Source organism: Pseudomonas agarici (assembly GCF_001543125.1).
Classification (GTDB): Bacteria; Pseudomonadota; Gammaproteobacteria; order Pseudomonadales; family Pseudomonadaceae; genus Aquipseudomonas; species Aquipseudomonas agarici.
The window spans coordinates 1,228,392-1,251,500 of sequence record NZ_CP014135.1 but is presented as its reverse complement, the minus strand read 5'-3'; the positions used below and the strand labels follow the sequence as shown (position 1 = coordinate 1,251,500).

23 protein-coding genes are annotated in these 23,109 nt (G+C 59.1%); 16 read left to right on the top strand and 7 right to left on the bottom strand.

Features of this window, described 5'->3' with window-relative positions:
- Positions 1–114: 114 nt before the first annotated feature.
- The 3 genes from tpx (AWM79_RS05510) to AWM79_RS05500 form a co-directional block, all read right to left on the bottom strand.
- Entirely contained in the window at positions 115–615 is a 501-nt protein-coding gene (tpx, locus tag AWM79_RS05510) for a thiol peroxidase (protein ID WP_017131885.1), read from the bottom strand.
- Between the two features lie 188 nt (positions 616–803).
- A complete protein-coding gene (gene tpx, locus AWM79_RS05505) occupies positions 804–1,304 on the bottom strand; it encodes a thiol peroxidase (RefSeq protein ID WP_017131886.1) in 501 nt (166 codons plus the stop codon).
- Between the two features lie 171 nt (positions 1,305–1,475).
- Positions 1,476–1,970 (bottom strand): hypothetical protein, encoded by a 495-nt coding sequence (locus AWM79_RS05500; RefSeq protein WP_017131887.1) that lies wholly within the window; start codon positions 1,968–1,970, stop codon positions 1,476–1,478.
- Between the two features lie 110 nt (positions 1,971–2,080).
- On the opposite strand from AWM79_RS05500, the gene AWM79_RS05495 reads away from it, so the two are divergent.
- The 5 genes from AWM79_RS05495 to efeO (AWM79_RS05475) all read left to right on the top strand — a co-directional run bounded on the left by AWM79_RS05495 (position 2,081) and on the right by efeO (AWM79_RS05475) (position 7,153).
- The gene (locus tag AWM79_RS05495; protein WP_017131888.1) at positions 2,081–2,770 is read left to right on the top strand and encodes an aspartate/glutamate racemase family protein; all 690 of its coding nucleotides are present in this window, start codon (positions 2,081–2,083) and stop codon (positions 2,768–2,770) included.
- 141 nt (positions 2,771–2,911) lie between these two features.
- Positions 2,912–3,754 carry an iron uptake transporter permease EfeU gene (gene efeU / locus AWM79_RS05490; protein ID WP_060782340.1) on the top strand — a complete coding sequence of 281 codons (843 nt, stop codon included), beginning with the start codon at positions 2,912–2,914 and terminating at the stop codon, positions 3,752–3,754.
- Positions 3,755–3,762: 8 nt separating this feature from the next.
- Positions 3,763–4,956: an iron uptake system protein EfeO gene (gene efeO, locus AWM79_RS05485; RefSeq protein ID WP_060782339.1), complete on the top strand. Its 1,194-nt coding sequence runs from the start codon at positions 3,763–3,765 to the stop codon at positions 4,954–4,956.
- A 19-nt stretch (positions 4,957–4,975) separates the two neighbouring features.
- Positions 4,976–6,310, top strand: coding sequence for an iron uptake transporter deferrochelatase/peroxidase subunit (gene efeB / locus AWM79_RS05480; RefSeq protein WP_060782338.1), 1,335 nt, complete (start codon positions 4,976–4,978; stop codon positions 6,308–6,310).
- Between the two features lie 18 nt (positions 6,311–6,328).
- Positions 6,329–7,153: an iron uptake system protein EfeO gene (gene efeO / locus AWM79_RS05475; protein WP_017131892.1), complete on the top strand. Its 825-nt coding sequence runs from the start codon at positions 6,329–6,331 to the stop codon at positions 7,151–7,153.
- Positions 7,154–7,215: 62 nt separating this feature from the next.
- Here efeO (AWM79_RS05475) and AWM79_RS24865 read toward each other — a convergent pair whose 3' ends face one another.
- A complete protein-coding gene (locus tag AWM79_RS24865; RefSeq protein ID WP_156430079.1) occupies positions 7,216–9,141 on the bottom strand; it encodes a hypothetical protein in 1,926 nt (641 codons plus the stop codon).
- Between the two features lie 197 nt (positions 9,142–9,338).
- Positions 9,339–10,682 (bottom strand): CDP-diacylglycerol--serine O-phosphatidyltransferase, encoded by a 1,344-nt coding sequence (gene pssA / locus AWM79_RS05465; protein WP_060782336.1) that lies wholly within the window; start codon positions 10,680–10,682, stop codon positions 9,339–9,341.
- A gap of 222 nt (positions 10,683–10,904) precedes the next feature.
- On the opposite strand from pssA, the gene AWM79_RS05460 reads away from it, so the two are divergent.
- The 5 genes from AWM79_RS05460 to pncA all read left to right on the top strand — a co-directional run bounded on the left by AWM79_RS05460 (position 10,905) and on the right by pncA (position 15,144).
- A complete protein-coding gene (locus AWM79_RS05460; RefSeq protein WP_060782335.1) occupies positions 10,905–12,542 on the top strand; it encodes a methyl-accepting chemotaxis protein in 1,638 nt (545 codons plus the stop codon).
- 294 nt (positions 12,543–12,836) lie between these two features.
- Entirely contained in the window at positions 12,837–13,316 is a 480-nt protein-coding gene (locus AWM79_RS05455) for a nuclear transport factor 2 family protein (RefSeq protein ID WP_017131895.1), read from the top strand.
- Between the two features lie 135 nt (positions 13,317–13,451).
- Positions 13,452–14,024, top strand: a complete 573-nt coding sequence (locus tag AWM79_RS05450) for a cytochrome b (protein WP_017131896.1) — start codon at positions 13,452–13,454, stop codon at positions 14,022–14,024.
- A 69-nt stretch (positions 14,025–14,093) separates the two neighbouring features.
- A complete protein-coding gene (locus AWM79_RS05445) occupies positions 14,094–14,402 on the top strand; it encodes a hypothetical protein (RefSeq protein WP_017131897.1) in 309 nt (102 codons plus the stop codon).
- A gap of 79 nt (positions 14,403–14,481) precedes the next feature.
- Positions 14,482–15,144 carry a bifunctional nicotinamidase/pyrazinamidase gene (gene pncA / locus AWM79_RS05440; RefSeq protein ID WP_017131898.1) on the top strand — a complete coding sequence of 221 codons (663 nt, stop codon included), beginning with the start codon at positions 14,482–14,484 and terminating at the stop codon, positions 15,142–15,144.
- 112 nt (positions 15,145–15,256) lie between these two features.
- Here pncA and AWM79_RS05435 read toward each other — a convergent pair whose 3' ends face one another.
- Complete coding sequence (locus AWM79_RS05435) at positions 15,257–16,396, bottom strand: glycerate kinase (protein WP_017131899.1); 1,140 nt, start codon at positions 16,394–16,396, stop codon at positions 15,257–15,259.
- On the opposite strand from AWM79_RS05435, the gene AWM79_RS24860 reads away from it, so the two are divergent.
- From AWM79_RS24860 to pstB, 6 genes are all read left to right on the top strand, one after another.
- Positions 16,383–16,736, top strand: a complete 354-nt coding sequence (locus AWM79_RS24860) for a hypothetical protein (RefSeq protein ID WP_143063322.1) — start codon at positions 16,383–16,385, stop codon at positions 16,734–16,736. The genes AWM79_RS05435 and AWM79_RS24860 overlap by 14 nt on opposite strands.
- Before the next feature lie 32 nt (positions 16,737–16,768).
- Entirely contained in the window at positions 16,769–17,782 is a 1,014-nt protein-coding gene (locus tag AWM79_RS05430; RefSeq protein ID WP_017131900.1) for an aldo/keto reductase, read from the top strand.
- A gap of 374 nt (positions 17,783–18,156) precedes the next feature.
- The gene (pstS, locus tag AWM79_RS05425; protein ID WP_026013170.1) at positions 18,157–19,173 is read left to right on the top strand and encodes a phosphate ABC transporter substrate-binding protein PstS; all 1,017 of its coding nucleotides are present in this window, start codon (positions 18,157–18,159) and stop codon (positions 19,171–19,173) included.
- Positions 19,174–19,243: 70 nt separating this feature from the next.
- The gene (gene pstC / locus AWM79_RS05420) at positions 19,244–20,239 is read left to right on the top strand and encodes a phosphate ABC transporter permease subunit PstC (RefSeq protein WP_060782334.1); all 996 of its coding nucleotides are present in this window, start codon (positions 19,244–19,246) and stop codon (positions 20,237–20,239) included.
- Entirely contained in the window at positions 20,236–21,108 is an 873-nt protein-coding gene (pstA, locus tag AWM79_RS05415) for a phosphate ABC transporter permease PstA (RefSeq protein ID WP_060782333.1), read from the top strand. The genes pstC and pstA overlap by 4 nt, the downstream gene beginning before the upstream one ends.
- Positions 21,108–21,887 carry a phosphate ABC transporter ATP-binding protein PstB gene (gene pstB / locus AWM79_RS05410; protein ID WP_017131904.1) on the top strand — a complete coding sequence of 260 codons (780 nt, stop codon included), beginning with the start codon at positions 21,108–21,110 and terminating at the stop codon, positions 21,885–21,887. The genes pstA and pstB overlap by 1 nt, the downstream gene beginning before the upstream one ends.
- Positions 21,888–21,941: 54 nt before the next feature.
- Here pstB and AWM79_RS05405 read toward each other — a convergent pair whose 3' ends face one another.
- A complete protein-coding gene (locus tag AWM79_RS05405) occupies positions 21,942–23,021 on the bottom strand; it encodes a LirA/MavJ family T4SS effector (RefSeq protein WP_017131905.1) in 1,080 nt (359 codons plus the stop codon).
- Positions 23,022–23,109: the final 88 nt, after the last annotated feature.

Sequence of the window (23,109 nt, the reverse complement as noted above, 5' to 3'; positions counted from 1 at the left end):
CGCCTTTACCGGCAATTTACCTTCGCCTGACGTTCTTCAGCCTTCGACTAAGGCACTGAAGCACAAATAAAAACGGCCTGGACAGAGGCAGGCCGTCAATAATTGTAAAAGCGCTTAACGCAGCACCTCGAGCGCCGCGGCATAATCGGGCTCTTGACCGATATCGGCGACCAGTTCGCTGTGCAGCACCTGGTCTTGCTCATTGAGGACCAGCACCGCACGGGCTGTCAGGCCGGCAAGCGGGCCATCGGCGATGGCCACGCCATAATTGATCATGAATTCGCCACCGCGCAGGGTCGACAAATTGAATACTTCGCCCAGCCCTTCCGCCCCGCAGAAGCGCGCCTGCGCGAACGGCAGGTCGGCGGAAATGCACAACACCACGGTATTGGTCAACTCATTGGCCCTGGCATTGAAAGTCCGGACCGACTTGGCACAGGTTGGCGTATCGATGCTCGGGAAGATATTCAGCACTTTGCGCTGACCGGCAAAATCCTCCAGGGAAATATCGTCCAGGTCCTGGTTCACCAGGGAAAACGCCGGTGCCCGGGTCCCTGGACGCGGCAACTCACCGTTGATCTGAACCACTACGCCCCTGCGCGTCACTTGTGCCATGACCTGAATCCTCCTGAATGAAGAGATGAAAAGATCGAAGTTAACCACGATACGATCTTACGACCTACCGGCAAACACAATTTGTCACACCAGAGCGCCACTGAAGCACGTTCAACGATTTTTCGCAGCACGCTTGGCCACGAAAAACGGCCTGGGCAGAGCCAGGCCGTCGGGCACCACCGCAACCTTTACTTAAGCACGGCAAGGGCCGCTTGGTAATTGGGCTCGTCGGCGATTTCCTTGACCAGCTCGCTGTGTAGGACATTGTCGTTTTCGTCCAGCACCACGACCGCACGGGCGGCCAGGCCGCTCAGTGGGCCGTCAGCGATGGCCACGCCATAGTTCTCGATAAACTCACGACCACGCAGGGTCGACAGGCTTTGGACATTTTCCAGGCCTTCGGCACCGCAGAAACGCGCCTGGGCGAACGGCAAGTCAGCCGAGATGCACAACACCACGGTGTTGGCCAGGTCGCTGGCCTGAGCGTTGAATTTGCGCACGGAGGTGGCGCAGGTCGGTGTATCGACGCTTGGGAAAATGTTCAGCACTTTGCGCTTGCCGGCAAAGCTGCTCAGGGTAACGTCGGCCAGACCGGCGTTTACCAGCGAAAAGGCAGGTGCCTTGGAGCCGGCTGATGGCAGTTGACCTGTGACTTGAACCGGATTGCCTTTGAGGGTGACTTGAGCCATGAACGAAATCCTTCCAGACGTTTTTTGAAGAGGCCGAAATTAAACACAACAGTGTTTGGCGACCTCAAGGGACGCACAAAGTGTCATACGATCCCTGGCGTGGCAAACCTGAAAAACAGCTTTTTAGTGTAGGAACGGGAGCAAAGCGCCGTTGCCCACTTCCGAGCTCGCTCAAGCGCGTTCGCGAGGAATCAGGCTCTGCAACTGCGCGGCAAGGAAATTGGCATCGAACGCGAAGATGTCCGGGTCTTTCAGACCATTGGTCTTGCGCCACTGCCAGTCCCCTGTACCCGGCACACCCACCAGTGAAACGCTGCCATAACGCGCCGCGGTCAAGCCCACCACCGCCAGGGAAATCGCGCCACCGGCCCCCATCACTTCGGGGACGAACTCCACCGCCTTGCCGACGATATGAATGCTCAGTTTCTGCGTCTTGAAGGTCGAGGTTTCCACCGCGACGCCAGCACCGAAGGCCACATACTCTTCGCGTCGTACTTCCAGCAGATGCGGCGCCTTGACCGGCTCCAGCCAGTGTTCGATATGATCGAACAACTCGCCAATCCGCGCGGTCCAGTGGGCCGACTGACTGTCGAACAGTTGTCGCTTATGTGCTTCGCTCTCGGCGTAGTGCCGAAGCATTTCCCCCAGTTGCCGTATGTCGTCCATTGAGCCGCTCCTCGGGTGAACCTGAATCGAAGTTACGATCATGGCAGATCGTATCCGCAAGCGTACAACTAACTCATGAACAGCACCCACAGTATCGACAGGAGCACCACATGCGTACCATCGGCCTTATCGGCGGCATGAGCTGGGAGTCCAGCGCCGAGTATTACCGGATCATCAACCAGCGGGTTCGCTCGCGGCTAGGCCCGTTGCGCTCGGCGTCGTTGCTCATGTACAGCGTCGACTTCGGACCTGTCGAACAAGCCCAGCACGCGGGACGCTGGGACGAAGCTGGGTTGATCCTGGAGAACGCCGCGCAGCGCCTGCAGGCGGGTGGCGCCGAATGCGTCGTACTCTGCACCAACACCATGCATCGGGTCGCAGAGCAAATCCAGGCAGCAGTGGACATACCCCTCCTGCATATCGCCGAGCCGGTCGGACAAGCTGCCCTCGACGCCGGAGCACGCACCGTGGGGCTGCTCGGCACCGCGTTCACGATGGAGCAGCACTTTTTCAAGCAGCGGCTGGCCGCCCTGGGCCTGGAGGTACTGGTGCCCGAGCCCGACGAGCGCCAGGCCGTGCACCGGATCATCTATGAGGAACTCTGCGTCGGTATCATCAGCGAGCACTCGCGCCAGGCTTACCGGCGACTGATTGACGGATTAGCCGCCCGCGGCGCCCAGGCAGTGATTCTCGGCTGCACGGAAATCAGCCTGCTGATCAAGCCCGAGCACAGCGACCTGCCGCTGTTCGACACGACCGAGTTACACGCCATGGCGGCCGTGGAGTTTGCACTCGGCTAGCTCGTGGTAACCATCAGCGCAGGCAGCATACCTTCCCCGACCGTTCAGCCAAGGTTCAGCTATTGTCAATGAAAGCGGTTTAGCAATGAGTATCATTATGTTACAAATTACCATTCATTTTGTAACGGACATGATAACCGCATGCTGGTTCCCTTTCTGATCATGTTGCGCGAAGGCATCGAAGCCGCGCTTATTGTTGGCATCATTGCCAGCTACCTCAAGCAGACCGGCCGGGGCCAGTGGATGCCCGCCGTGTGGGTCGGCGTTTTCCTCGCGGCTGCCCTCGCCCTCCTGGTCGGAGGCGGCCTGGAGCTGATGAGCGCCGAATTCCCGCAAAAGCAACAGGAACTCTTCGAAGGTATCGTCGGCCTGGTCGCCGTCGGCATCCTCAGCTCGATGGTGTTTTGGATGCGCAAAGTCGCACGCTCCATCAAACACTCCCTGCATATTTCCCTCGACCACGCCCTGGCTGGCTCCAAGCATCAGGTCTGGGCATTGATTGCCATGGTGTTTTTCGCCGTGGCCAGGGAAGGCCTGGAAACCGTGTTCTTCCTACTGGCGGTGTTCCAACAGAGCGAAGGCCCGAGCGCCCCAATCGGCGCCCTACTCGGCCTGAGCCTGGCGATTTTCATCGGCTTGGCCATCTACACCGGCAGCATGCGTCTGAACCTGGGCCTGTTCTTCCGCTGGACTGGCTTGTTCATTCTGGTGGTCGCCGCCGGTATCCTCGCCAATGCGGTACAGGCGCTGCATGAAGCCGGCTTGTGGAATCACCTGCAGGGCGTGGTTTTCGATATCAGTGCCACGCTACCGATGGATGGCCCGACCGGTTCGGTCCTGGCCGGCATGTTGGGTTACCAGGACGCCCCGACCGTCAGTGTCGTGAGCGCCTACTTGCTGTATCTGGTGATCGCGCTGGTGATGTTTTTCATCCCGGCTGCATCACCACCCCCCAAGCACTCTTCTTCCGTTCCCAATCAGTAAGGTTACCCATGTCCAACCCTGCAACTGGCAAGCTGCCCCGAGCCTTGCGCTGGGCAGTAGCCGGCTCGGTGATCGTGATGATCGCAGCCGGCGGACTGTTCTATTACGCCTCGCAACTGGCGGCGAGCAAACGCCAGGGCCAGCACCACGAAATCAGCGTCAGCATCCTGTCCCACGGTTGCGAGCCCAACGCACTGACTGTTCCGGCAGGGTTGAACCGCTTCCGGATTCTCAACAAGTCGGATCGCGCGGTGGAATGGGAAATCCTCGACGGCGTGCTGGTGGTCGAAGAGCGCGAGAACATCGCTCCCGGCCTGAGCCAGGTGATCAGGGCCAACCTCGCTCCAGGCGACTATATGATTACCTGCGGACTGCTGAGCAATCCACGTGGCACGCTGCACGTGACCTCGACCGCCGCCTCGACAGCAGCTGCCCAGGCGCGCCCGCCGATGACCGCCTTTATCGGCCCGCTGTCGGAATTTCGCGTCTATCTGAGCACCCAAGGCAGTGCCCTGATCCAGGCGGTCGACGCGCTACAGCAAGCTATCGCCGCCGGCGACCTGATCCAGGCCCAGGCACTCTATGCGCCGGCCCGCGCCGCCTATCAACGTCTGGCACCTGCCGCCCAACGTTTTTCCGAGCTGGACAACGCTATCAACGCCCGCGCCGACTACTACGAACAACGCGAACAGGATCCTGGCTTCGATGGCTTTCATCGCCTTGAATACGGGCTGTTTCAACAACGCCACCTCGCCGACCTGCTGCCGATTGCCCTGCGCCTGCAAGCCGATGTGACCCACCTCAAGCAACAGCTGCTGGGCCAGTCGCTGCCACCCGAGCAACTGATCAGTCTGGTAGCCCGGAACATACGCAGCATCGCCGACCGCCGTGGCATCAGCGGTGAGGAAGAACGCTACAGCCATGTCGACCTCGACGGTTTCGCCGCCAACCTGCAAACCACGCGCAAGGTCATCGACCTCCTGCGGCCATTACTGGTGAAATCGGCCGCCGATCTGCTACCCAAGCTCGACGAGGCCACCGTTGCCCTCGAAGCCGAATTCAACGGCCTGAAGATTGCCAGTGGCTACGTGACCTATGACACCGTCGGCGCCGAGCAGCGCCAGCAGATCGCCGACAAGGCCAAGGTCGTGGCCGATGCACTCGAAGGAATCGATCCCGCCCTTGGCCTCTCTGGCCTGTAATTGAGCAGACGACCCGAACATGAGCGATTTACCACCCCGCAACAACGAGTTTTCCGCCGACCGCCGTCGTGTCCTACTGGGCATGGGCGTAGCCGGCGCGGCAATCGCTGGCAGCGCCCTGAGCTGCCCGGCCCTGGCCGCTGCCGCACAGACCCGGTTGACACAAGCCCAAGTGACCCAGGCGCCGAGTAGCGATAAGACCCAGGACCGCCACGATTTCCACGGTCGGCACCAGACCGGCATCGTCACGCCGCGTCCGGCAGCCGGGATGATCGTCGCCTTCGACGTCCTCGCCAGCGACCGCGCAGACCTTGAGCGGCTGTTCCGCACCCTCAACCAACGCATCGCCTTCCTGATGAGCGGTGGCGCGGTAAAGCAGCTCGACCCGAAGCTGCCACCCGTGGACTCAGGGATTCTCGGCCCGGTCGTCACTCCGGACAACCTGACCATTACCGTCTCTGTCGGCGACTCGTTGTTCGATGAGCGTTTCGGCCTGGAGGCCGCCAAGCCCAAGCGCTTGAGCCGGATGATCGGTTTCCCCAACGATGCCCTGCAACCTGACCTGTGCCACGGTGATCTGAGTATCCAATTCTGCGCGAACACGCCGGACACCAACATCCACGCCCTGCGCGATATCGTCAAGAACACCCCGGACCTGTTGCTGGTGCGCTGGAAGCAGGAAGGTACGGTACCGCCCCAGGCCCCGACCCAGCCCGGCGAGCCGGCTCAGAGCGCGCGCAATTTTCTCGGTTTCCGTGACGGCTCGGCCAACCCGGACTCCAACGACAACACCGTCATGGACCGTGTCGTCTGGATCCAGCCCGGCAGCGACGAGCCCGCCTGGGCCAGCCATGGCAGCTACCAGGCAGTACGCATCATCCGCAACCTCGTGGAGCGCTGGGACCGCACTCCCCTGCAAGAGCAAGAGAGCATCATTGGCCGCATCAAGAGCTCGGGCGCACCGATGGACGGCCAGAAGGAAACCCAGGTACCGGACTACACCAAGGACCCTGAAGGCAAGCTGACCAAGCTCGATGCCCACATCCGCCTGGCCAACCCGCGTACCGCCGAGACCCAGCACAATCTGATCCTGCGCCGCCCGTTCAACTACTCCAACGGCGTGAGCAAGAACGGTCAACTGGAGATGGGCCTGCTGTTCATCTGCTATCAGGCCAACCTGGAGCAAGGTTTTATCGCGGTCCAGACACGGCTCAACGGCGAGCCCCTGGAGGAATATCTCAAGCCGATCGGTGGCGGTTATTTCTTCACCTTGCCGGGGGTCGCGAACGATCAGGACTTCATCGGTCGCTCGCTACTTTCGGCAACATCAGCAAAAAAACAGCTTAATCCTTAACTCACCCGGAAACGTCCCATGAAAAAGTCGCCTCTTGCTTGGTTGTTGGCTCTCGGCCTGGTTCACGCTCCGCTCTCGGCTTTCGCGGCCACTGCGCCCTTGGACCTGGTGGGGCCGCTCTCGGACTACAAGATCTACGTCACAGAACAGCTCGACGAGCTGGCCAACAAAACCCAGCAGTTCACCGATGCCGTGAAGAAAGGCGACCTGGCCACCGCGCAGAAACTCTACGCGCCGACCCGTGTTCACTACGAGTCGATCGAGCCGATCGCTGAGCTGTTCAGTGATCTCGACGCGGCTATCGACTCCCGTGTCGATGATCATGAGCAAGGCGTCAAGGCCAAGGACTTCACCGGTTTTCACCGCATCGAATACAGCCTGTTCTCCGAGAAGACCACCGATAGCCTGGGCGAACTGGCCGATGGCTTGAACGCCAACGTCAAAGAGCTACAGGCCCGTGTTGCCGACCTGACCTTCCCGCCCGAGAAAGTCGTGGGCGGCGCCGCCACCTTGCTCGAAGAAGTGGCCGCGACCAAGATTTCCGGTGAAGAAGACCGCTACAGTCACACCGACCTCTATGACTTTCAAGGCAACATCGACGGTGCGAAGAAAATCGTCGAACTGTTCCGCCCGCAGATCGAGCAGCAGGACAAGGCCTTCGCCGCCAAAGTCGACAAGAACTTTGCCGCAGTGAACAAGATCCTGGCCAAGTACAAAACCGAGGACGGTGGTTTCCAGACCTATGACAAGGTCAAGGACGCCGACCGCAAGGCGTTGGTCGGCCCGGTCAACACCCTGGCCGAAGACCTGTCGACCCTGCGCGGCAAGTTGGGTCTGAACTGAGTAAACAGGAACACGCCCAATCACCGATATCGGTGACTGGGCTTTCCAACAGTGCTCCAGGATCAGGGGTATACGCCAACAGGAGCGGTGATGGACTTAGCATAGGCAGACATCGCCGCAGCTCTTTCACCCCACAACCTAGTCATATCCGCGGTTTTTGCATTGCCTAGTGGACGACCGCTACCATCCAGAACAAAAGGCGTCGAATAATAATTAACATTATTTCCACATAGAAAAGTTGCCGATGTGCCATTACTGAATCCAAACTTATAATTATCAGTGCCACCCGTATTGCAGTGCCCGCCGCCGACATTATGCCCGATTTCATGCCGAAATGCGGCAGGCTGGGCAGTTCTCTGAATACTATAACGGCCAGGCGCATAAGCAATGCCCCCCGCCGCATCACCTGTAGGCATATTAAAATACCCGGCAACCATATCAGCCCCGGACTCAAGAATACCATTCTTGAAAATACTCGTGACCAAGCTAAGAGTTGTCTCAGTGACCGGATAATCCTCGTTGACAATCTGGGTGCCCACTAACCTGAGACGCACCGTATCGGCTCTTGAATTTCGCAGTCCCAAGTTTGCACTTTCGATTTGCGCAAGTGCAAAAGCGGTAGCGTCTCCCACCCGATCAGCGGCAGACTTCGAGAACCCGGCCAATACATCGACAATGATCCGGCCATTACAATCATGATCAACCAGCAGGCTGTTTACCGAGTTATCCGCGACAAAGGACAAATCCTCGAACTGCGCATCGGACTCAACGGTGTCCGGGGTAAGATAATCATATTTTTCTTCCTTGATCCAGGTTTGTGCTCCGTTGGCGCTACCAATGATAGTTCCACGGTTTTCCGGAGTATCGAGAAATGCAACAAAACTACCGTCGGCGCGAAGGGCAACAATCAGAGCCCCAAAATCGCCATTATCCTTTATCAAATTCGCGCTGCTTACCTGATAATCTTCATAGATGTTCCTGAGTTCCAACATGGAAGGGCGAACGCCCTTGAGTAACGACGAGAGCTGCCCGGTCGGCGATTTCGAGAGCAATGATTGAATGTCCGGAAAACGCCCCTCAGGCAGCTTGGCCTGTTGGCTGGTATCGGCCATTGCCAGGTCGCTCAGCGAGGTTACCGGACTCCTCCCTGTCCAACATCCGCTGGCGGCGGTATGCCACCAGGCATTCTCCCGCGTGTTGGTTGGGTAATAATGTGTGGCTTGTGCAGCACCATTGAATTTTGAAACAAAGCGCTTTGTATGACCGAGCCCATGTATTGCGCCGACATAAGAGAACTCGCTCCAGGATTTCGGATCATTAAAAGTCCCGGCATGTGCCCCACGAAAAAGCCACCAGGCATTATCGGCGCCAGCAGGTGGATAGTAACAGGTCGAGCATGCACTACCGTTGAACCTGGCCTCATAGAAACCGGTATTTCCCCGATGTATCGCTCCTACATAGGTAGTTTCACTCCAGGACTTCGGATTCGAATACAAACCCGAATTCACACCGCGAAAGAACCACCAGGCATTATCGGCTCCAGCGGGCGGGTAGTAACAGGTAGAACAGGCTCGACCGTTGAATCGAGCCTCATAAAAACCATCCCCGCTTCGATGTATAGCGCCCACATAGGTGATTTCGCTCCAGGACTTCGGGTTCGAATACAAGCCCGAATTCACACCGCGAAAGAACCACCAGGCATTATCGGCTCCAGCGGGCGGGTAGTAACAGGTCGGGCATGCGCCACCGTTGAATCTTGCCTCATAAAAACCATCATTGCCCTTATGTATCGCCCCTATAAAGGTGGCCTCGCTCCAGTGCTTCGGGTCTGCATAAGTGCCGGCTGCCCTGGCTGCGTCGGGATTATTTTCGGAAGCTGTCGTTGGCAGCTCATCCGTGGAGGAATCCGACAACGACCCCTCCCGAGAGAAAGAGCAGCCTTGGAATAATATCAATGTTACAAGTAGATAAAAAATACCGGCACGCATCGCAACTCTCCAAGGGCACTGAGCCTCTATCATTAGGCTCTCTCGGAATCGAAAAGTACTGGAGAGACAGCCATAGGACTGAAACTACATACATGCGCGACAATCATCTACTGTCAAAAATAACAGGTATTTATATTATTTAATAATAACACTTAGCCCTTTTGATACGAGTTGACAATGTGCCACCCATCAGGCAATCAGAGCATCCGATACAACAATCTTTCGATCTTCACCCGACTGACCCGCCGCAGGAACTTGCTCACCGCCTCCGGATATTGCGCCAGAGTATCCAGCTCCTTGAAGCTGTCGATGCGACGCGCGTTCTCGAAAATCAACGCCAGTTCCCGAGCCCGTGGCGCCAGTAATTCGCTGCGCGGGTCGTCGATCAGCAAGGCGTTTTCCAAGTCCAGGCGGAATGCCCGAGGATTGAGGTTGTTACCGGTCAGCAAGGTATAACGCTGGTCGATCCACATACCCTTGAGGTGGTAGGTATTCTCGCCATCGCACCACAGATGCAAGTTCAACAGACCGCTGTCGATGGCCGCCTGATGACGTTTGGCAAAGCGTCGCAGGCTGATCTCATACAGGTACGGCAATGCCGCGATGACCCTGAACGGCTGGCTCGGTGGAATGTAGAAATCGTTGGCGATCTTGTCGCCGACGATGATGTCGATCTTCACCCCGCGCTCCAGAGCCCGGTTGATTTCCCGTACCACCGCCAGCGGCAGGTTGAAGTACGGTGTACAGAGAGTCAGTTGCTGCTGACTGGTGGCGATCAGTTCGCAGATCACCCGGTTCAGCGGATTGTTTTTCCCCAGGCCCAGCAGTGGGCTGACCGAAAGACTGAAGCTCGGCGCGACACCGGCATGGGTATCGTATTGGGCCTTTTTCAGCCGGGCGCGCAAATCGCCGATATTGCCACGCAGGCTGCGGGTGCTCGGCAAGGTCGGCAAGTCCAAGCGGCAGACCGCATGGGAGGCCAGCAACTCTTCACGCACCAGACTCTGCATGGAGTCGGCCAAGACGCGATTGTGCAACAGGTGATAGCGATCGAAGCGGTACTTGTCGAACTTGTGCAAGTAGACGTTGTTCAGGCTGGCGCCGCTGTAGATCACGCAATCATCGATCACAAACCCCTTGAGGTGCAGCACGCCGAACAACTCACGAGTCTGCACCGGCACGCCGTAGATCGGCACTTCGGTGCTGTGGTTACGGGTTTGCGCCTGATACCAGGCGCTGTTGCCCGGCTGCTTGCCGGCACCGATCAGGCCCCGCTGGGCCCGCAGCCAGTCGACCACGACGACGATCTCCAGCGCCGGATGGGCTGCCTTGGCCGCATGCAGCGCATCGAGAATCTCCTGCCCCGCCTCGTCCTCCTGCAAGTACAACGCCACCAGGGTGATGCGTCGCCGTGCTCCGGCGATCTTCTCTAACAGGCAGCGCCGGAATTCGGCGGCGCCCGACAGGATGGTCAACGCATCGGCAGCCAGGGGAAAACCGCGCAGTTTGGGCAGCAAGGAGCGTTTGAAGAGCGACGGCATAAGGCTCGCTAAGGGTCGAATGCGAAGAACCCGAGAGCTTACACCATGCATCGCTTTTTGCGTGTGTCTTGCAACCGGGCACTGCTGTCACGCTTTCGGCTCCTTTCGCCATCGGTCCGATAGGCCAAAACAAATTCAGGCCCTCCCTTGTAACACAGCAAAACTTGGCCTATCTAATGGCCTACTGACATCAATTTTGTTTCTTTCGCTAAGGAAATCTGAATGCCCCGCTCGTTGACAATCGCCAAACGCCTTGGATTGGGATTTGGGCTGGTACTTTCGCTGTTGATTCTGGTGACTCTGATTGGGGTCAATCGCGTGGGCTTGATCGACTCGACCCTGACCAACGTCAGTGACGACAGTGCGGTCAAGCAACGTTACGCCATCAACTTCCGCGGCAGTGTGCATGACCGCGCCATTGCCATTCGCGATGCGGTGCTGGTCCGCGATGGCGCCGGCCTGGAAACCCATCTGCGCGCTATCGAACGGCTGAACGCCGATTACCAAGCCTCGGCCCAGCCGATGGACGCGATCTTTTCCCACATGGGTGCCTCCGACGCCGAACGGCGCCTGCTCGATGACATCAAGGACAGCGAGCGCACCACCCTGGCCCTGACCGCTCGCTTGCTCGACCTGCGCAAGCAGGGCGACATGGACAAGGCCCAGGCTTTTCTGCTGTCCGACATTTCCCCGGCCTATACGCAATGGCTGAAACGCATCAACGCGCTAATCGATTGGGAGGAGGCCTCGATCGGCACACTACTGGCGCAAGTGCGCACCACCGCCAGCCATTTCGCCACCCTGATGCTACTGACCACCAGCGTCGCCGTGCTGCTCAGCGTGTTGGTCTCGTTACTGATCATCCGCAACCTCAAGTCGACCCTCGGCGCGGAGCCGGAAGCGGTTGCCGACTCGATCCGCCAACTGGCCAACGGTCAACTCGACGGCGAGATCGAGACTCGCTATCCCAACAGTGTCATGGGAGCGCTGAAGACCAGTAACCAGCGTCTGGCTGAAACCATCCACCAAGTGCGCGCGGTGGCCCACGATCTGATGGGCTCCTCCAACCAATTACTGGCCAGCTCCGACAACAACAACGAGCAGATGCGCGTGCAGACCGGGGAAACCCAGCGCATGGCCAGCGCGATCAACCAAATGGCGGTCACGGTTCACGAAATCGCCGGCTACGCGCAGAAAGCCGCGCTGGCCAGCAATGCCGCCGATCAAGCGGTGGAAAGCGGCAAACAGGTGGTCGAAACCACCGCTGGCGATATGCAGCGCCTGGCTTTGGTGCTGGATCAGGCCGCTGACTCCGTGGGTCAAGTGTCCCATGACAGCCAGGCCATCGAGAATGTGGTGGCGGTGATCAACTCGATTGCCGAACGGACCAACCTGTTGGCCCTCAACGCCGCTATCGAAGCGGCACGAGCCGGTGAAGCCGGGCGCGGTTTTGCCGTGGTGGCCGATGAAGTCCGCTCCCTGGCGACCCGTACCCAGGATTCGACCCGGGAAATCCGCGAAATGGTTGCCCAGTTGCAGTCCGGTGCCGGCAAGACCGCCGAGATCATGCGCAATAGCCGCGAAATGGCCCAGCAAACCGTCGAACACACCCGTCTCGCCGAAGGCGCGCTGATCCGGATTCGGGAGGAAGTCGGCGCGATCAACGACATGAACGCGCAGATCGCCAGCGCCTCTACCCAGCAAGGCGTCGCGGCTCAGGAAGTGAACCAGAACATCAATCGCATTCACGACGCGGCCATGGAAACCTCAGTCGGCTCCAACCAGGTGGCCCGCTCCAGCCGTGAGTTGTCGCTACTGGCTGACAGCCTGACGCAGAAAGTCAGCTTCTTCAAAGTTTGAACCAATGCTTTCACGGTTGCCAGGGACGGCGATACTCTTCTTGCCAGTGTATGGCGACAACAAAGATTGATCAGGGAGAACGACCGTTCTACTCTGCATCCCCTAAACCAAAATCTACCTGATGTTTTCGCGCACAAGCCAGGCGAACGCGGGCCAGCACGTTGCTGGTGCTCTGAGGGTGTCATGCTCCGGGAATCATCGCTTGATCTGGATGGCGACTTGTGGAGCGCTACGCGTATCGCTTGAACGCAGTGCGACAACGAGTCTGAACTCAACCTCATTGGAAACATTGAAATGTCATCAAACGCAGACGTCCGCCCGCCACTTCCACCCTTCACTCGAGAATCGGCAATTGAGAAAGTTCGCCTCGCCGAAGACGGCTGGAACTCCCGTGACCCGGAACGAGTTTCCCTGGCCTATACCCTGGACACCCGCTGGCGTAACCGTACCGAATTCGCCAACAACCGCGAGGAAGCCAAGGCTTTCCTGACCCGCAAATGGGCCAAGGAACTCGATTATCGGCTGATCAAGGAACTCTGGGCCTTTACCGACAACCGTATTGCGGTGCGTTACGCTTATGAATGGCATGACGACTCGGGCAATTGGTTCCGCTCCTATGGCAACGAAAACTGGGAGTTCGCCGAGAATGGCCTGATGGCCCGTCGTTTCGCCTGCCTCAACGACTTGCCGATCAAGGCTGAGGAGCGCAAATTCCACTGGCCTTTGGGACGTCGCCCCGATGATCATCCGGGCCTGTCGGAGCTGGGTCTGTAACCACCCTCTCGCCGTTGTCGCCCGACTCATCGCTCCCAAGCTCAGGGCTGGAGCGATCAGGCTAACCCATCCGGCAACAAATGAATAAACTCCGAATATCGCGTGTTCAATCGATACCACCACCGAGGATTGCTCATGTACACCGTCTCCCTGCCCCTGGGCAACTCGCCCACCCGGCGCCATGACCGCCTGACCATCGGCCTGCACTGGCTGACCGCACTGCTGGTGATTTATCTCTTCGCCAGCTCGCAGATCTGGGCTCAACTGGAGCGCGGTACACCGTTACGCAAAGACCTACAGTCGCTGCATATCTCCTGCGGCATCTTGTTGGCGCTAATCGTCCTCACCCGGATCACCTGGCGCCTGTTCGCCGCGCGCCGCTTGCCCGCCCAGCAGCGCGGCGCCATGGATGGCCCGGCCAAACTCGCCCACTGGGCGCTTTATGGATTGTTGCTGACACAGATCTGCCTGGGTTTCGCCTTTCGCTGGGCCCAGGGTGAGCCTTTCCGTTTTTTTGGCCTGATGGATATCCCGACACTGGTCAGCCTCGACCGCTCGCTGCGCCCGCTACTGTCCGGCCTGCACGAACAAGTGGCATGGATTATCGTGATACTGGCGGGCTTGCACGCGATCATGGCCCTGGTGCATCACTATGTTCTGGGCGACGATACCTTACGACGAATGTTGCCGGGCACCCGCCTGAAATAACTTTCGAATTCTGGGAGTCAAATCCGACGCACGGACGCTCTCCAGGTTGCCGACAGCGGAGCAGTATCCATGAACCTTCGTAACCGCACATTCACCGCTCCCCTCCTCACGGCCGGTTGCCTGGTGGCTGCGCTGTCGGGCAGCCTGGCGCTCGCTTCCGACGACGCCCTGCAACCGCCCAAGCCCACATGCACCGATCAACAGGTGTGGAACCCGCAAACCAACCAGTGCGATCCACGGGTGACCAGCACCACCCCCGATCAGGGCCGCGCCGACCACGCCTACAACCTGGTCAAGGACAAGCCGTATCAGCAAGCGTTGAACGGACTCAACAGAGCAGTTGCAGACCATCAAATCACTCAGCGGCAGCCGGTGTGAAGAATATGAGGCGCAAAAAAGACAGTTATCTTTGTCTGCTTGACGGTACCCCATTGAACTCCCATCCGAGAACCCAGGAATGCTCTCCACCGCCAGCCTGCCAGCCTTGAACGACCCACGTTGCGCGTTGATCGTGATCGACGTGCAGAACGACTTTATCCCCGGTGGTCAACTGGCCGTTACCGGTGGCGACGAAATCGTGCCGCTGATCAATCGCCTGGCGAGCCGCTTTGGCAATGTAATCATCACCCAGGACTGGCACCCCGCCGGCCACGCCTCGTTCGCCAGCAGTCATCCGGGACGCGCGCCCTTCGATACCGTGCAACTGGCCTACGGCACCCAGGTGCTGTGGCCCGACCACTGTCTGCAAGGCAGCCATGGCGCCGAACTGCATGTCGAGCTGTACCTGCCCCACGCTCGACTGATAGTGCGCAAGGGCAGCAACCCTGGCATCGACAGCTACTCGGCGTTTGTCGAAGCCGATCGCAAGACCCCGACCGGCCTGGCGGGATATCTCAAGGAATGCGCTATCGACACGGTGTACCTCACCGGCCTGGCCCTGGACTACTGCGTGGCCTGGTCCGCCCTGGATGCCCGTGCGGCGGGATTCACCACGATCCTGATCCCCGACGCCTGCCGCGCCATCGACCTGAACGGCTCCTTGCAACGAGCCATGGCGCAGATGGAGGCGGCGGGCGTGCAGTGTATGGATTCATTGAGCCTGGTTGCGCTGAATCAGTAGGGCTGAGCAATCATCAACGAGACTTGCCGCGTATTCCCCAACGGCGGTCGCTTCGCAGGTCGAGCGGGTCCGGCTGCGCCCTGGACAACCGACAAACATGGCGTTGCGGTACTTATCGCCCAGCAGCCAGCTTCCACACCCGGGCGATGTCGCGAGCCCTTGCCGACAGCAACGGTGCGGCTTGCGCGCAGGCCTGTTCCAGGCTCATCGGGCCGGACGCCAGGGCAAATGCCGCATCGACACCGTGTTGGTACATCTGTTCATAACCCTCGCCCAGGGTTCCGGCGAGGACGATGACCGGCACTCCGTATTGGCGGGCAATCCGCGCCACGCCAAAGGGCGTCTTGCCTCGCAGCGTCTGCGCATCGAAACGCCCTTCGCCGGTGATCACCAGATCGGCACCCTGCATCGCTTGCGCCAGGCCCACCAGTTCCGCGACCACGTCCACGCCTGGCCGGAATCGTGCGCCAAGGAACGCCTTGGCCGCAAACCCCAGTCCCCCAGCCGCGCCGCTGCCGGGCTCAGCGCGCACATCCTTGGGCATTACCCCGGCGCACAGGTCGGCGAAATGGCCGAGCGCGGCATCCAGTTCCCGGACCTGAGCCGGTGTGGCGCCTTTCTGTGGGCCGAAGATCACCGAGGCACCCTGCTCGCCACACAGGGGGTTGTTCACATCGGCGGCGATTTCGAAACGCACCTCGGCCAGGCGCGGGTCCAGCCCGGCCAGTTCGATTCGCCGCAAGTCCGTCAAGGCTCGGCCACCGTGTGCCAGTTCTCGGCCCTGAGCGTCGAACAGGCCCAGGCCCAACGCTTGCAAGGCGCCAGCGCCAGCATCGTTGGTGGCGCTGCCGCCGATGGCGAGGATGATTCGTCGAGCTCCCGCATCAAGGGCCGCGCCAATCAACTGGCCCGTGCCAAAGGTGCTGCTGATGCAGGCATCCCGTTGGCCAGGCGGCAACAATTGCAAGCCACTGGCCTTGGCCATCTCGATAATCGCGGTCTGGCTTGCAGCCAGCCAGCCCCAATGAGCCTGTACCGACCTCCCCAATGGTCCTTGAACCGTGGCCTCGCGCCACTCGCCGTCGCAGGCCGCCAGCACCGACGCCACCGTGCCTTCGCCACCATCGGCCATCGGGCACTGTATCAACTGTGCTTCTGGCAACACCTCGACCAGCCCCTCGGCAATGGCCTTGGCCACCGCGTCGGCGCTCAGGCTGTCCTTGAAGGAATCAGGCGCGATGATGATTTTCATGGGGAGCACTCTCCGGTTCTTATGGCGCCCCTGCGGCCCACCGGAACAGGTGCGGCAACGCCAGGGTGGTCGGGACTCACTGGGCGATCCACCTTACTCTTGCAGCGCAAAAGATCATAATGGCGCGACCGTTTATGGCTTATGGGGCGAAGTCTTCCTTGAACCGATTCGGTCCATTGCCTCTTTCACCTCGATTGATTGGTTTTTTTGCCACCCGCCCCGCTCAGACGTCGATATCAGATTTAGTGAATACCTGGCTGCCATTTCTCCCGCTACCTTGTCAGATACTGGCAAATTATTTGAGGGATTGCTCAACATCGGGCTTCTGGTATCTGATTGAAGCCTCTGCGTCACCACAAAAGGACGTCAATCATGAATTATCGCACCCTCGGCCAATCCGGCCTCAAGGTTTCCACACTGACCCTCGGCAGTATGATGTTCGGCGAACAGACCGACACTGAAACTTCACTGCGTATCATCGACAAAGCCTGGGATCAGGGGGTCAATTTCATCGACACGGCGGATGTCTACAATGCCGGGCGTTCGGAGGAAATCGTCGGTGAAGGAGTGGCCCGCCACCGGCACGACTGGATCATTGCCTCCAAGGTCGGCATCGGCCCGACAGACGGAATACCGAACCGCGGTGGCCTGAGCCGCAAGCACATCTTCAATGCCATCGACGCCAGCCTCACCCGGCTTGGCACCGATTACCTGGATATCTACTACCTGCACCGCGAGGACCACGACACGGCGCTGGAGGTTACGGTAGCGGCCATCGGCGACCTGCTACGCCAGGGCAAGATCCGCCACTGGGGCCTGTCGAACTATCGTGGCTGGCGCATCGCCGAGGTGATTCGCGTCGCCGAACGGCTCGGGGTCGACTGGCCGGTGATCAGTCAGCCGCTGTACAACATTGTCAACCGCCAGGCCGAGACCGAGCAAATCACCGCCGCTGCGGCTTACGGCCTCGGCGTAGTGCCCTACAGCCCGCTGGCCCGTGGCGTGCTCAGCGGCCAGTACGCTCCCGATATCGCGCCGGATGGTAACAGCCGAGCTGGCCGCCGGGACAAGCGGATCCTGGAAACCGAGTGGCGGGTGGAGTCCCTGCGCATCGCCCAGCAGATCCAGCAATACACCCAAGACCGTGGCGTGGGCATTGTCGAGTTCGCCATCGCCTGGGTACTGAACAACGCGACAGTCAGCTCGGCGATTGTCGGCCCGCGCACCGAAGCGCAATGGGACCGTTACACCCAGGCGTTGGCGGTACGGATCAGCACCGAGGACGAAGCCTTTATCGATTCGCTGGTGACGCCGGGGCATGCCTCGACGCCAGGCTTCAACGATGTCAGCCACTTTGTGTCCGGGCGCCGGGCGCTGAGCCGCTGAGACAGACGATACAACCGGATCGCGTTTGCTCGACAGCATCGAAGCTCCCTTTTGGTAAAACGCCCACTGTCTACCCTTGGGCGTTTGCCAGGCCGAAATTGACTGACAGAACTCGCCACATGGGCCACCAGCGCCGCCGCATCCCCCATTAAACTGCAGAAAACCATCAGTCACCGGCATCGCCCGCCAGCGGCAAAGCGTCGACCAAGCAGGGCCTAGAGCCTTCCGTGATATCAAAACGACACGACTGCCCACAACCGGCATTACTAAATATTTTCCGATGTCATCAGACAGAAATAATTCAGGCATTAAATCGCTATCAGTCTGACTTATAAACCCTTTCACTCACCCCTGTACATCGAGGTATTGCCGTGATTTTGCTGACAAAAAAACGCCTGTCGGTCCTGCTGGCTTCTCTCTGCCTAAGCGGCGTTGCTCATGCCACCGATGTCACCGGTGCCGGCTCCAGTTTCGTCTTTCCGGTGTTGTCCAAGTGGTCCCAGGACTACGGCAAGACTTCCAGCAACCGCATCAACTACCAGTCCATCGGTTCCGGCGGCGGGATCGCCCAGATCAAGGCGGCAACCGTGGACTTCGGTGCTTCCGACGCGCCATTGTCGGCTGACGAACTCAAGGCCGGCGGTTTGGGCCAGTTCCCCAGCGTGATCGGCGGGATCGTGCCGGTAATGAACCTCGAAGGCGTCACCGCCGGCCAGTTGAAGCTCGATGGCGAAACTCTGGCGAAGATCTTCCTGGGCACCGTCAGCGCTTGGAACGATCCGGCTATCGCAGCCCTCAACCCCGACCTGAAGCTGCCTGATGCGAAGATCACCGTCGTCCACCGTTCCGACGGTTCGGGGACCTCGTACAACTTCACCAACTACCTGAACAAAGCCAGCGAGGACTGGAAGTCGAAGATCGGTTTCGGCACCACCGTGCCTTGGCCGGTCGGCGTGGGCGGCAAGGGTAACGAAGGTGTTTCGGCCTACGTGAAGCAGATCAAGAACTCGATCGGTTACGTCGAATACGCCTACGCCCTGCAGAACAAAATGACCCATGCGCAGTTGAAGAACGCCTCCGGTAAGTTCGTCCAGCCTAGCGCCAAGGCCTTCCAGGCCGCTGCCGATACGGCTGACTGGGCCGGTGCCAAGGACTTCAACCTGATCATGACCAACGCGCCGGGCGACGCCGCATGGCCGATCACCGCAACCACCTGGATCATCATGTACAAGCAACCGAAGAACGCCGAGCAGAGTTCGGCGGCCTTCAACTTCTTCAAGTGGTCCCTGGAAAACGGCCAGCAACAAGCCGCCTCGCTGGACTACGTTGCCTTGCCTGATTCGCTGGTCCAGCGCATCGAAGGTTACTGGAAGTCCGACTTCAGCCATTGATCCGGCCCGCCTGAAACACCCCGTCATCTGGCCGTCAGCGGCCCGGTGACGGGACTTGAGCAGAGTAATAATGAACGACACCACACAATCCTTGGCCCTGTCCACCTACAGCAGCGATTCGGCCAGCGATGGTCGGGCCGCCCGCGACCAGCGCCACGACCTGTGGTTCAAGCGAACCCTGTTCGGCGCCGCCATGCTGGTGTTGGTCCTCCTGGCAAGCATCGCGGCCTCTACCCTGTGGGGTGGCAGCCTCGCCTTCAAGACCTTTGGTCTCGACTTCCTGACCAGCACCGAATGGGATGCGGTCAATAACCATTTTGGCGCGCTGGTGCCGATCTACGGCACCCTCGTGACCTCCTTCCTGGCCTTGCTGATCGCGGTTCCCGTGAGTTTCGGCATCGCCATCTTCCTCACCGAAGTCGCGCCGCCCTGGCTGCGTGCGCCTGTCGCCTCCGCCGTCGAGCTGCTGGCCGGGATTCCCTCGATCATCTACGGCATGTGGGGCCTGTTCGTGTTCGGCCCGTTCATGGCCGACCACTTGTCGCCATGGATCAACGACTACCTCGGCGCCTTGCCGGGTATCGGGCCGCTGTTCCAGGGGCCGCCCCTGGGCATCGGTATGCTGACCGCCGGCATCGTCCTGGCCATCATGATCCTGCCCTTCATCACCTCGGTGATGCATGAGGTGTTTCGCAGCGTTCCCACCACTCTCAAGGAGTCCGCCTACGCATTGGGTAGCACCACCTGGGAGGTGGTCTGGGACATTGTCCTACCCTACACCCGCTCCGCGGTGGTCGGCGGCGTGTTCCTCGGCCTCGGTCGGGCCCTGGGCGAAACCATGGCGGTGACCTTCGTACTGGGCAATGCCCAGCAGTTCTCCGCCTCGTTGCTGATGCCGAGCAGCTCCATCGCTTCGATCATCGCCAACGAATTCAGCGAAGCCTATACCGACTTGCATCGGTCGGCGTTGATCGCCCTGGGCTTCTTGCTGTTTATCGTCACCTTTATCGTCCTGGCATTGGCACGACTGATGCTCATGCGACTCTCACGCAAGGAAGGTTTATGACGGGCAATGAACGTCTTTACCGGGCCCGCGCCTTCAAGAACCGCCTGGCGATGGTCCTGAGCTGTGCTGCCACGTTGTTTGGCCTGACCTGGCTGGTGTGGATTCTGCTGACCACCGTGATCAACGGCTTCCAGGCCCTCAACCTGCGACTCTTCACGGCGATGACACCACCACCTGGCAGCGAAGGCGGCCTGGCGAATGCCTTCTACGGCAGCGCCCTGATGTCGGCGATCGCCCTGCTGATCGGCACTCCGATCGGCTTGATGGCGGGGGTCTGGCTGGCTGAATTCGCCCGGCACTCGCGTCTGGGTAGCATTGTGCGGTTCATCAACGACATCCTGCTCTCGGCACCGTCGATTGTGCTCGGCCTGTTCGTCTACACCGCCGTGATCCTACCGCTCAATCTGCTGACCAATCATCAGGTTGGCTTCTCTGCCATTGCCGGAGCCCTGACCCTGGCGTTGCTGGTGATTCCGGTGGTCGTGCGGACCACCGACGAAATGCTCCAGTTGCAGCCCTCGACCATGCGCGAGGCGGCCCTGGCCCTGGGCGTACCGCAGTGGAAAATGACCTTGCAGATTGTCTTGCGCGCGGCCAAGGCCGGCGTCGTCACCGGGGTGCTGCTGGCTCTGGCACGCATCACCGGCGAAACCGCGCCACTGCTGTTTACCGCCTTCGGCAACCAATTCTGGAGCAGCAACCTGCTCAAGCCGATTGCCAGCGTGCCAGTAGTGATCTTCCAGTACGCCATGAGCCCATTCGAGGACTGGCATGCCCTGGCCTGGGCCGGCGCCCTGGTACTGACACTGTTTGTACTGCTGCTCAGTTTGCTGTCCCGATTGATCCTTTTGCGCAATAGGCTGACCTGATGAAGACTCGTGACCTTGCCAGCGAGAACACCAAGATCCGTGTTCGTGGCCTGGAATTTTTCTACAACAACCAGCGGTCGCTGAAGTCCATCGACATGGATATCCCGGAGAAACGCATCACGGCGATCATCGGACCTTCCGGCTGCGGCAAATCGACCCTGCTCCGGGTGTTCAATCGTATCTACGCGATGTACTTGAAGCAGGAAGCCCGCGGCGAAGTGCTACTCAACGGCGAGAACATCCTCGCCCCCGGCTATTCGATGAACCGCCTGCGCAGCCATGTCGGCATGGTGTTTCAAAAGCCCGTACCGTTTCCGATGTCGATCTACGAAAACATCGCCTACGCGGTGCGCCACCACGAAAAGCTGTCGCGCCAGGAGATGGATGAACGGGTCGAGCAGGCCTTGCACGGCGCGGCGCTGTGGAGCGAAGTCAAGGACAAACTCAAGCAGAGCGCACAAGGCCTCTCCGGTGGTCAGCAACAACGCCTGTGCATCGCCCGCACCATCGCTCTGCGCCCGCAGGTGCTGCTACTGGACGAACCGACCTCGGCCCTCGACCCGATTTCCACCGGGCGCATCGAGCAATTGATCACCGAACTGAAAGAGCAATACACCGTGATCATCGTCACCCATAACATGCAGCAGGCAGCCCGGGTATCGGACTACACCGCGTTCATGTTCATGGGAGAGCTGATCGAGCACGACGAAACCGATGCGATCTTCACCCACCCGAAAATGAAACAGACCGAAGACTACATCACCGGCCGGTTCGGCTGACCGAAGGACTAGGCGAGACAACGGCTACTAACGCTCAGGCCACGGACGGCAACGCTATTTCTTGGGCAGATTTTGCCAGTCGACACTGACACCAAAGGTCTTTCGTCGAATAAAGAGCCCTTTACCCGCGGCAACCTGTGTCGTGGCGTCACCATTTTTCAAGTTTAAAAAATCGCTATTATCCGGAACCTTTTTGAGAAAGTAATCTTCCACTGCTATGCGAGCAGGGTCGGTGCGTTTTTTATACCGATCAATCACACACCATGAAAGCAGCGGATAATCATTACAATTCAAATCCCTCAAGTGAGCGTTGAGATTGCTCGGCGCCCTGAAATCTTTTTTTTCTGCCTTGAACGCAATCGTCGTCGCATTGGGTGGATCCCCGTCCCGGTCAAACAGATATTCCCATAAGTAACGCCTGTAGGCCCCGGTCCCGAGATCGCTAAAAACACTTGTTGTCGTTTGCTCCAGATTTTCTTGTGCCGCGTGATTCAACAACCCACCCACGCTTATCCATCTCTTGACATCTCTATAGACATCTCCTGCATTACGTAATGGCAAGCCATTTCCGATTATGTACCACTGTATTCTATGGGAATACTCGCCATGGGCAGGCCCCGCGCCAAGGTCCTTGAAAGGACGACCGTCTGCCAGTTGCTGGTTGAAAAGCGATCCGGGAATACCGTGCATGATATCGGCGGGGCGGCGGTCGCCCAAACCAAAATAGTGGTCCACATCAAACCCGCTCTTTTCCTCCCACCGCCCCAAAGCCTCGGTCAGAAGTTTTGAAAAAAGCTCCTTGGCCACCGGTAGATATCCACTCATTTGAGGAGAGTTCAAATTGACGCCAAATCGATTATTGCGCGCCCCCGCCAAAGTCTTCAGCAAGTCATGCAGCGTATCCAGGCTTAATGAATTACCAATGCGCTGGAGTTTCCCCCGCATCTCCGCTATCCGGTGAATCAAGATGGCCGACATTTCAGCATCGAGCTTCTTTAATTGCTCCCTGCAGTTATCTACAGACGACAAGTGCGCACCTATTTGACAATAGGCATCGAAATATTTACTACCCACGCATGCCGGGGAAAAATAACGCCTCAAGTCTCGTTCGACGTCCGCTGCAGACTGACTCATGAGCAAACCTCCGATTCGCTTCGCTCAAAGCGTAGTACATCTTCGCCAAAAACAAGATGGCTGATAGTGCCGGTATTTTCGCAAGTGC

What these genes read in the sequence shown, in the direction of transcription:
- efeO (WP_017131892.1), top strand. Translation starts at nt 6,329, where the DNA reads ATGAAAAAGTCGCCTCTTGCTTGGTTGTTGGCTCTCGGCCTGGTTCAC.
- pncA (WP_017131898.1), top strand. Translation starts at nt 14,482, where the DNA reads ATGCTCTCCACCGCCAGCCTGCCAGCCTTGAACGACCCACGTTGCGCG.
- efeU (WP_060782340.1), top strand. Translation starts at nt 2,912, where the DNA reads ATGCTGGTTCCCTTTCTGATCATGTTGCGCGAAGGCATCGAAGCCGCG.
- AWM79_RS05455 (WP_017131895.1), top strand. Translation starts at nt 12,837, where the DNA reads ATGTCATCAAACGCAGACGTCCGCCCGCCACTTCCACCCTTCACTCGA.
- tpx (WP_017131885.1), bottom strand. Translation starts at nt 615, where the DNA reads ATGGCACAAGTGACGCGCAGGGGCGTAGTGGTTCAGATCAACGGTGAG.
- AWM79_RS05450 (WP_017131896.1), top strand. Translation starts at nt 13,452, where the DNA reads ATGTACACCGTCTCCCTGCCCCTGGGCAACTCGCCCACCCGGCGCCAT.
- AWM79_RS24865 (WP_156430079.1), bottom strand. Translation starts at nt 9,141, where the DNA reads ATGCGTGCCGGTATTTTTTATCTACTTGTAACATTGATATTATTCCAA.
- AWM79_RS05405 (WP_017131905.1), bottom strand. Translation starts at nt 23,021, where the DNA reads ATGAGTCAGTCTGCAGCGGACGTCGAACGAGACTTGAGGCGTTATTTT.
- efeO (WP_060782339.1), top strand. Translation starts at nt 3,763, where the DNA reads ATGTCCAACCCTGCAACTGGCAAGCTGCCCCGAGCCTTGCGCTGGGCA.
- AWM79_RS24860 (WP_143063322.1), top strand. Translation starts at nt 16,383, where the DNA reads ATGATGATTTTCATGGGGAGCACTCTCCGGTTCTTATGGCGCCCCTGC.
- AWM79_RS05435 (WP_017131899.1), bottom strand. Translation starts at nt 16,396, where the DNA reads ATGAAAATCATCATCGCGCCTGATTCCTTCAAGGACAGCCTGAGCGCC.
- pssA (WP_060782336.1), bottom strand. Translation starts at nt 10,682, where the DNA reads ATGCCGTCGCTCTTCAAACGCTCCTTGCTGCCCAAACTGCGCGGTTTT.
- AWM79_RS05460 (WP_060782335.1), top strand. Translation starts at nt 10,905, where the DNA reads ATGCCCCGCTCGTTGACAATCGCCAAACGCCTTGGATTGGGATTTGGG.
- pstC (WP_060782334.1), top strand. Translation starts at nt 19,244, where the DNA reads ATGAACGACACCACACAATCCTTGGCCCTGTCCACCTACAGCAGCGAT.
- AWM79_RS05495 (WP_017131888.1), top strand. Translation starts at nt 2,081, where the DNA reads ATGCGTACCATCGGCCTTATCGGCGGCATGAGCTGGGAGTCCAGCGCC.
- AWM79_RS05445 (WP_017131897.1), top strand. Translation starts at nt 14,094, where the DNA reads ATGAACCTTCGTAACCGCACATTCACCGCTCCCCTCCTCACGGCCGGT.
- AWM79_RS05500 (WP_017131887.1), bottom strand. Translation starts at nt 1,970, where the DNA reads ATGGACGACATACGGCAACTGGGGGAAATGCTTCGGCACTACGCCGAG.
- AWM79_RS05430 (WP_017131900.1), top strand. Translation starts at nt 16,769, where the DNA reads ATGAATTATCGCACCCTCGGCCAATCCGGCCTCAAGGTTTCCACACTG.
- tpx (WP_017131886.1), bottom strand. Translation starts at nt 1,304, where the DNA reads ATGGCTCAAGTCACCCTCAAAGGCAATCCGGTTCAAGTCACAGGTCAA.
- pstA (WP_060782333.1), top strand. Translation starts at nt 20,236, where the DNA reads ATGACGGGCAATGAACGTCTTTACCGGGCCCGCGCCTTCAAGAACCGC.
- efeB (WP_060782338.1), top strand. Translation starts at nt 4,976, where the DNA reads ATGAGCGATTTACCACCCCGCAACAACGAGTTTTCCGCCGACCGCCGT.
- pstB (WP_017131904.1), top strand. Translation starts at nt 21,108, where the DNA reads ATGAAGACTCGTGACCTTGCCAGCGAGAACACCAAGATCCGTGTTCGT.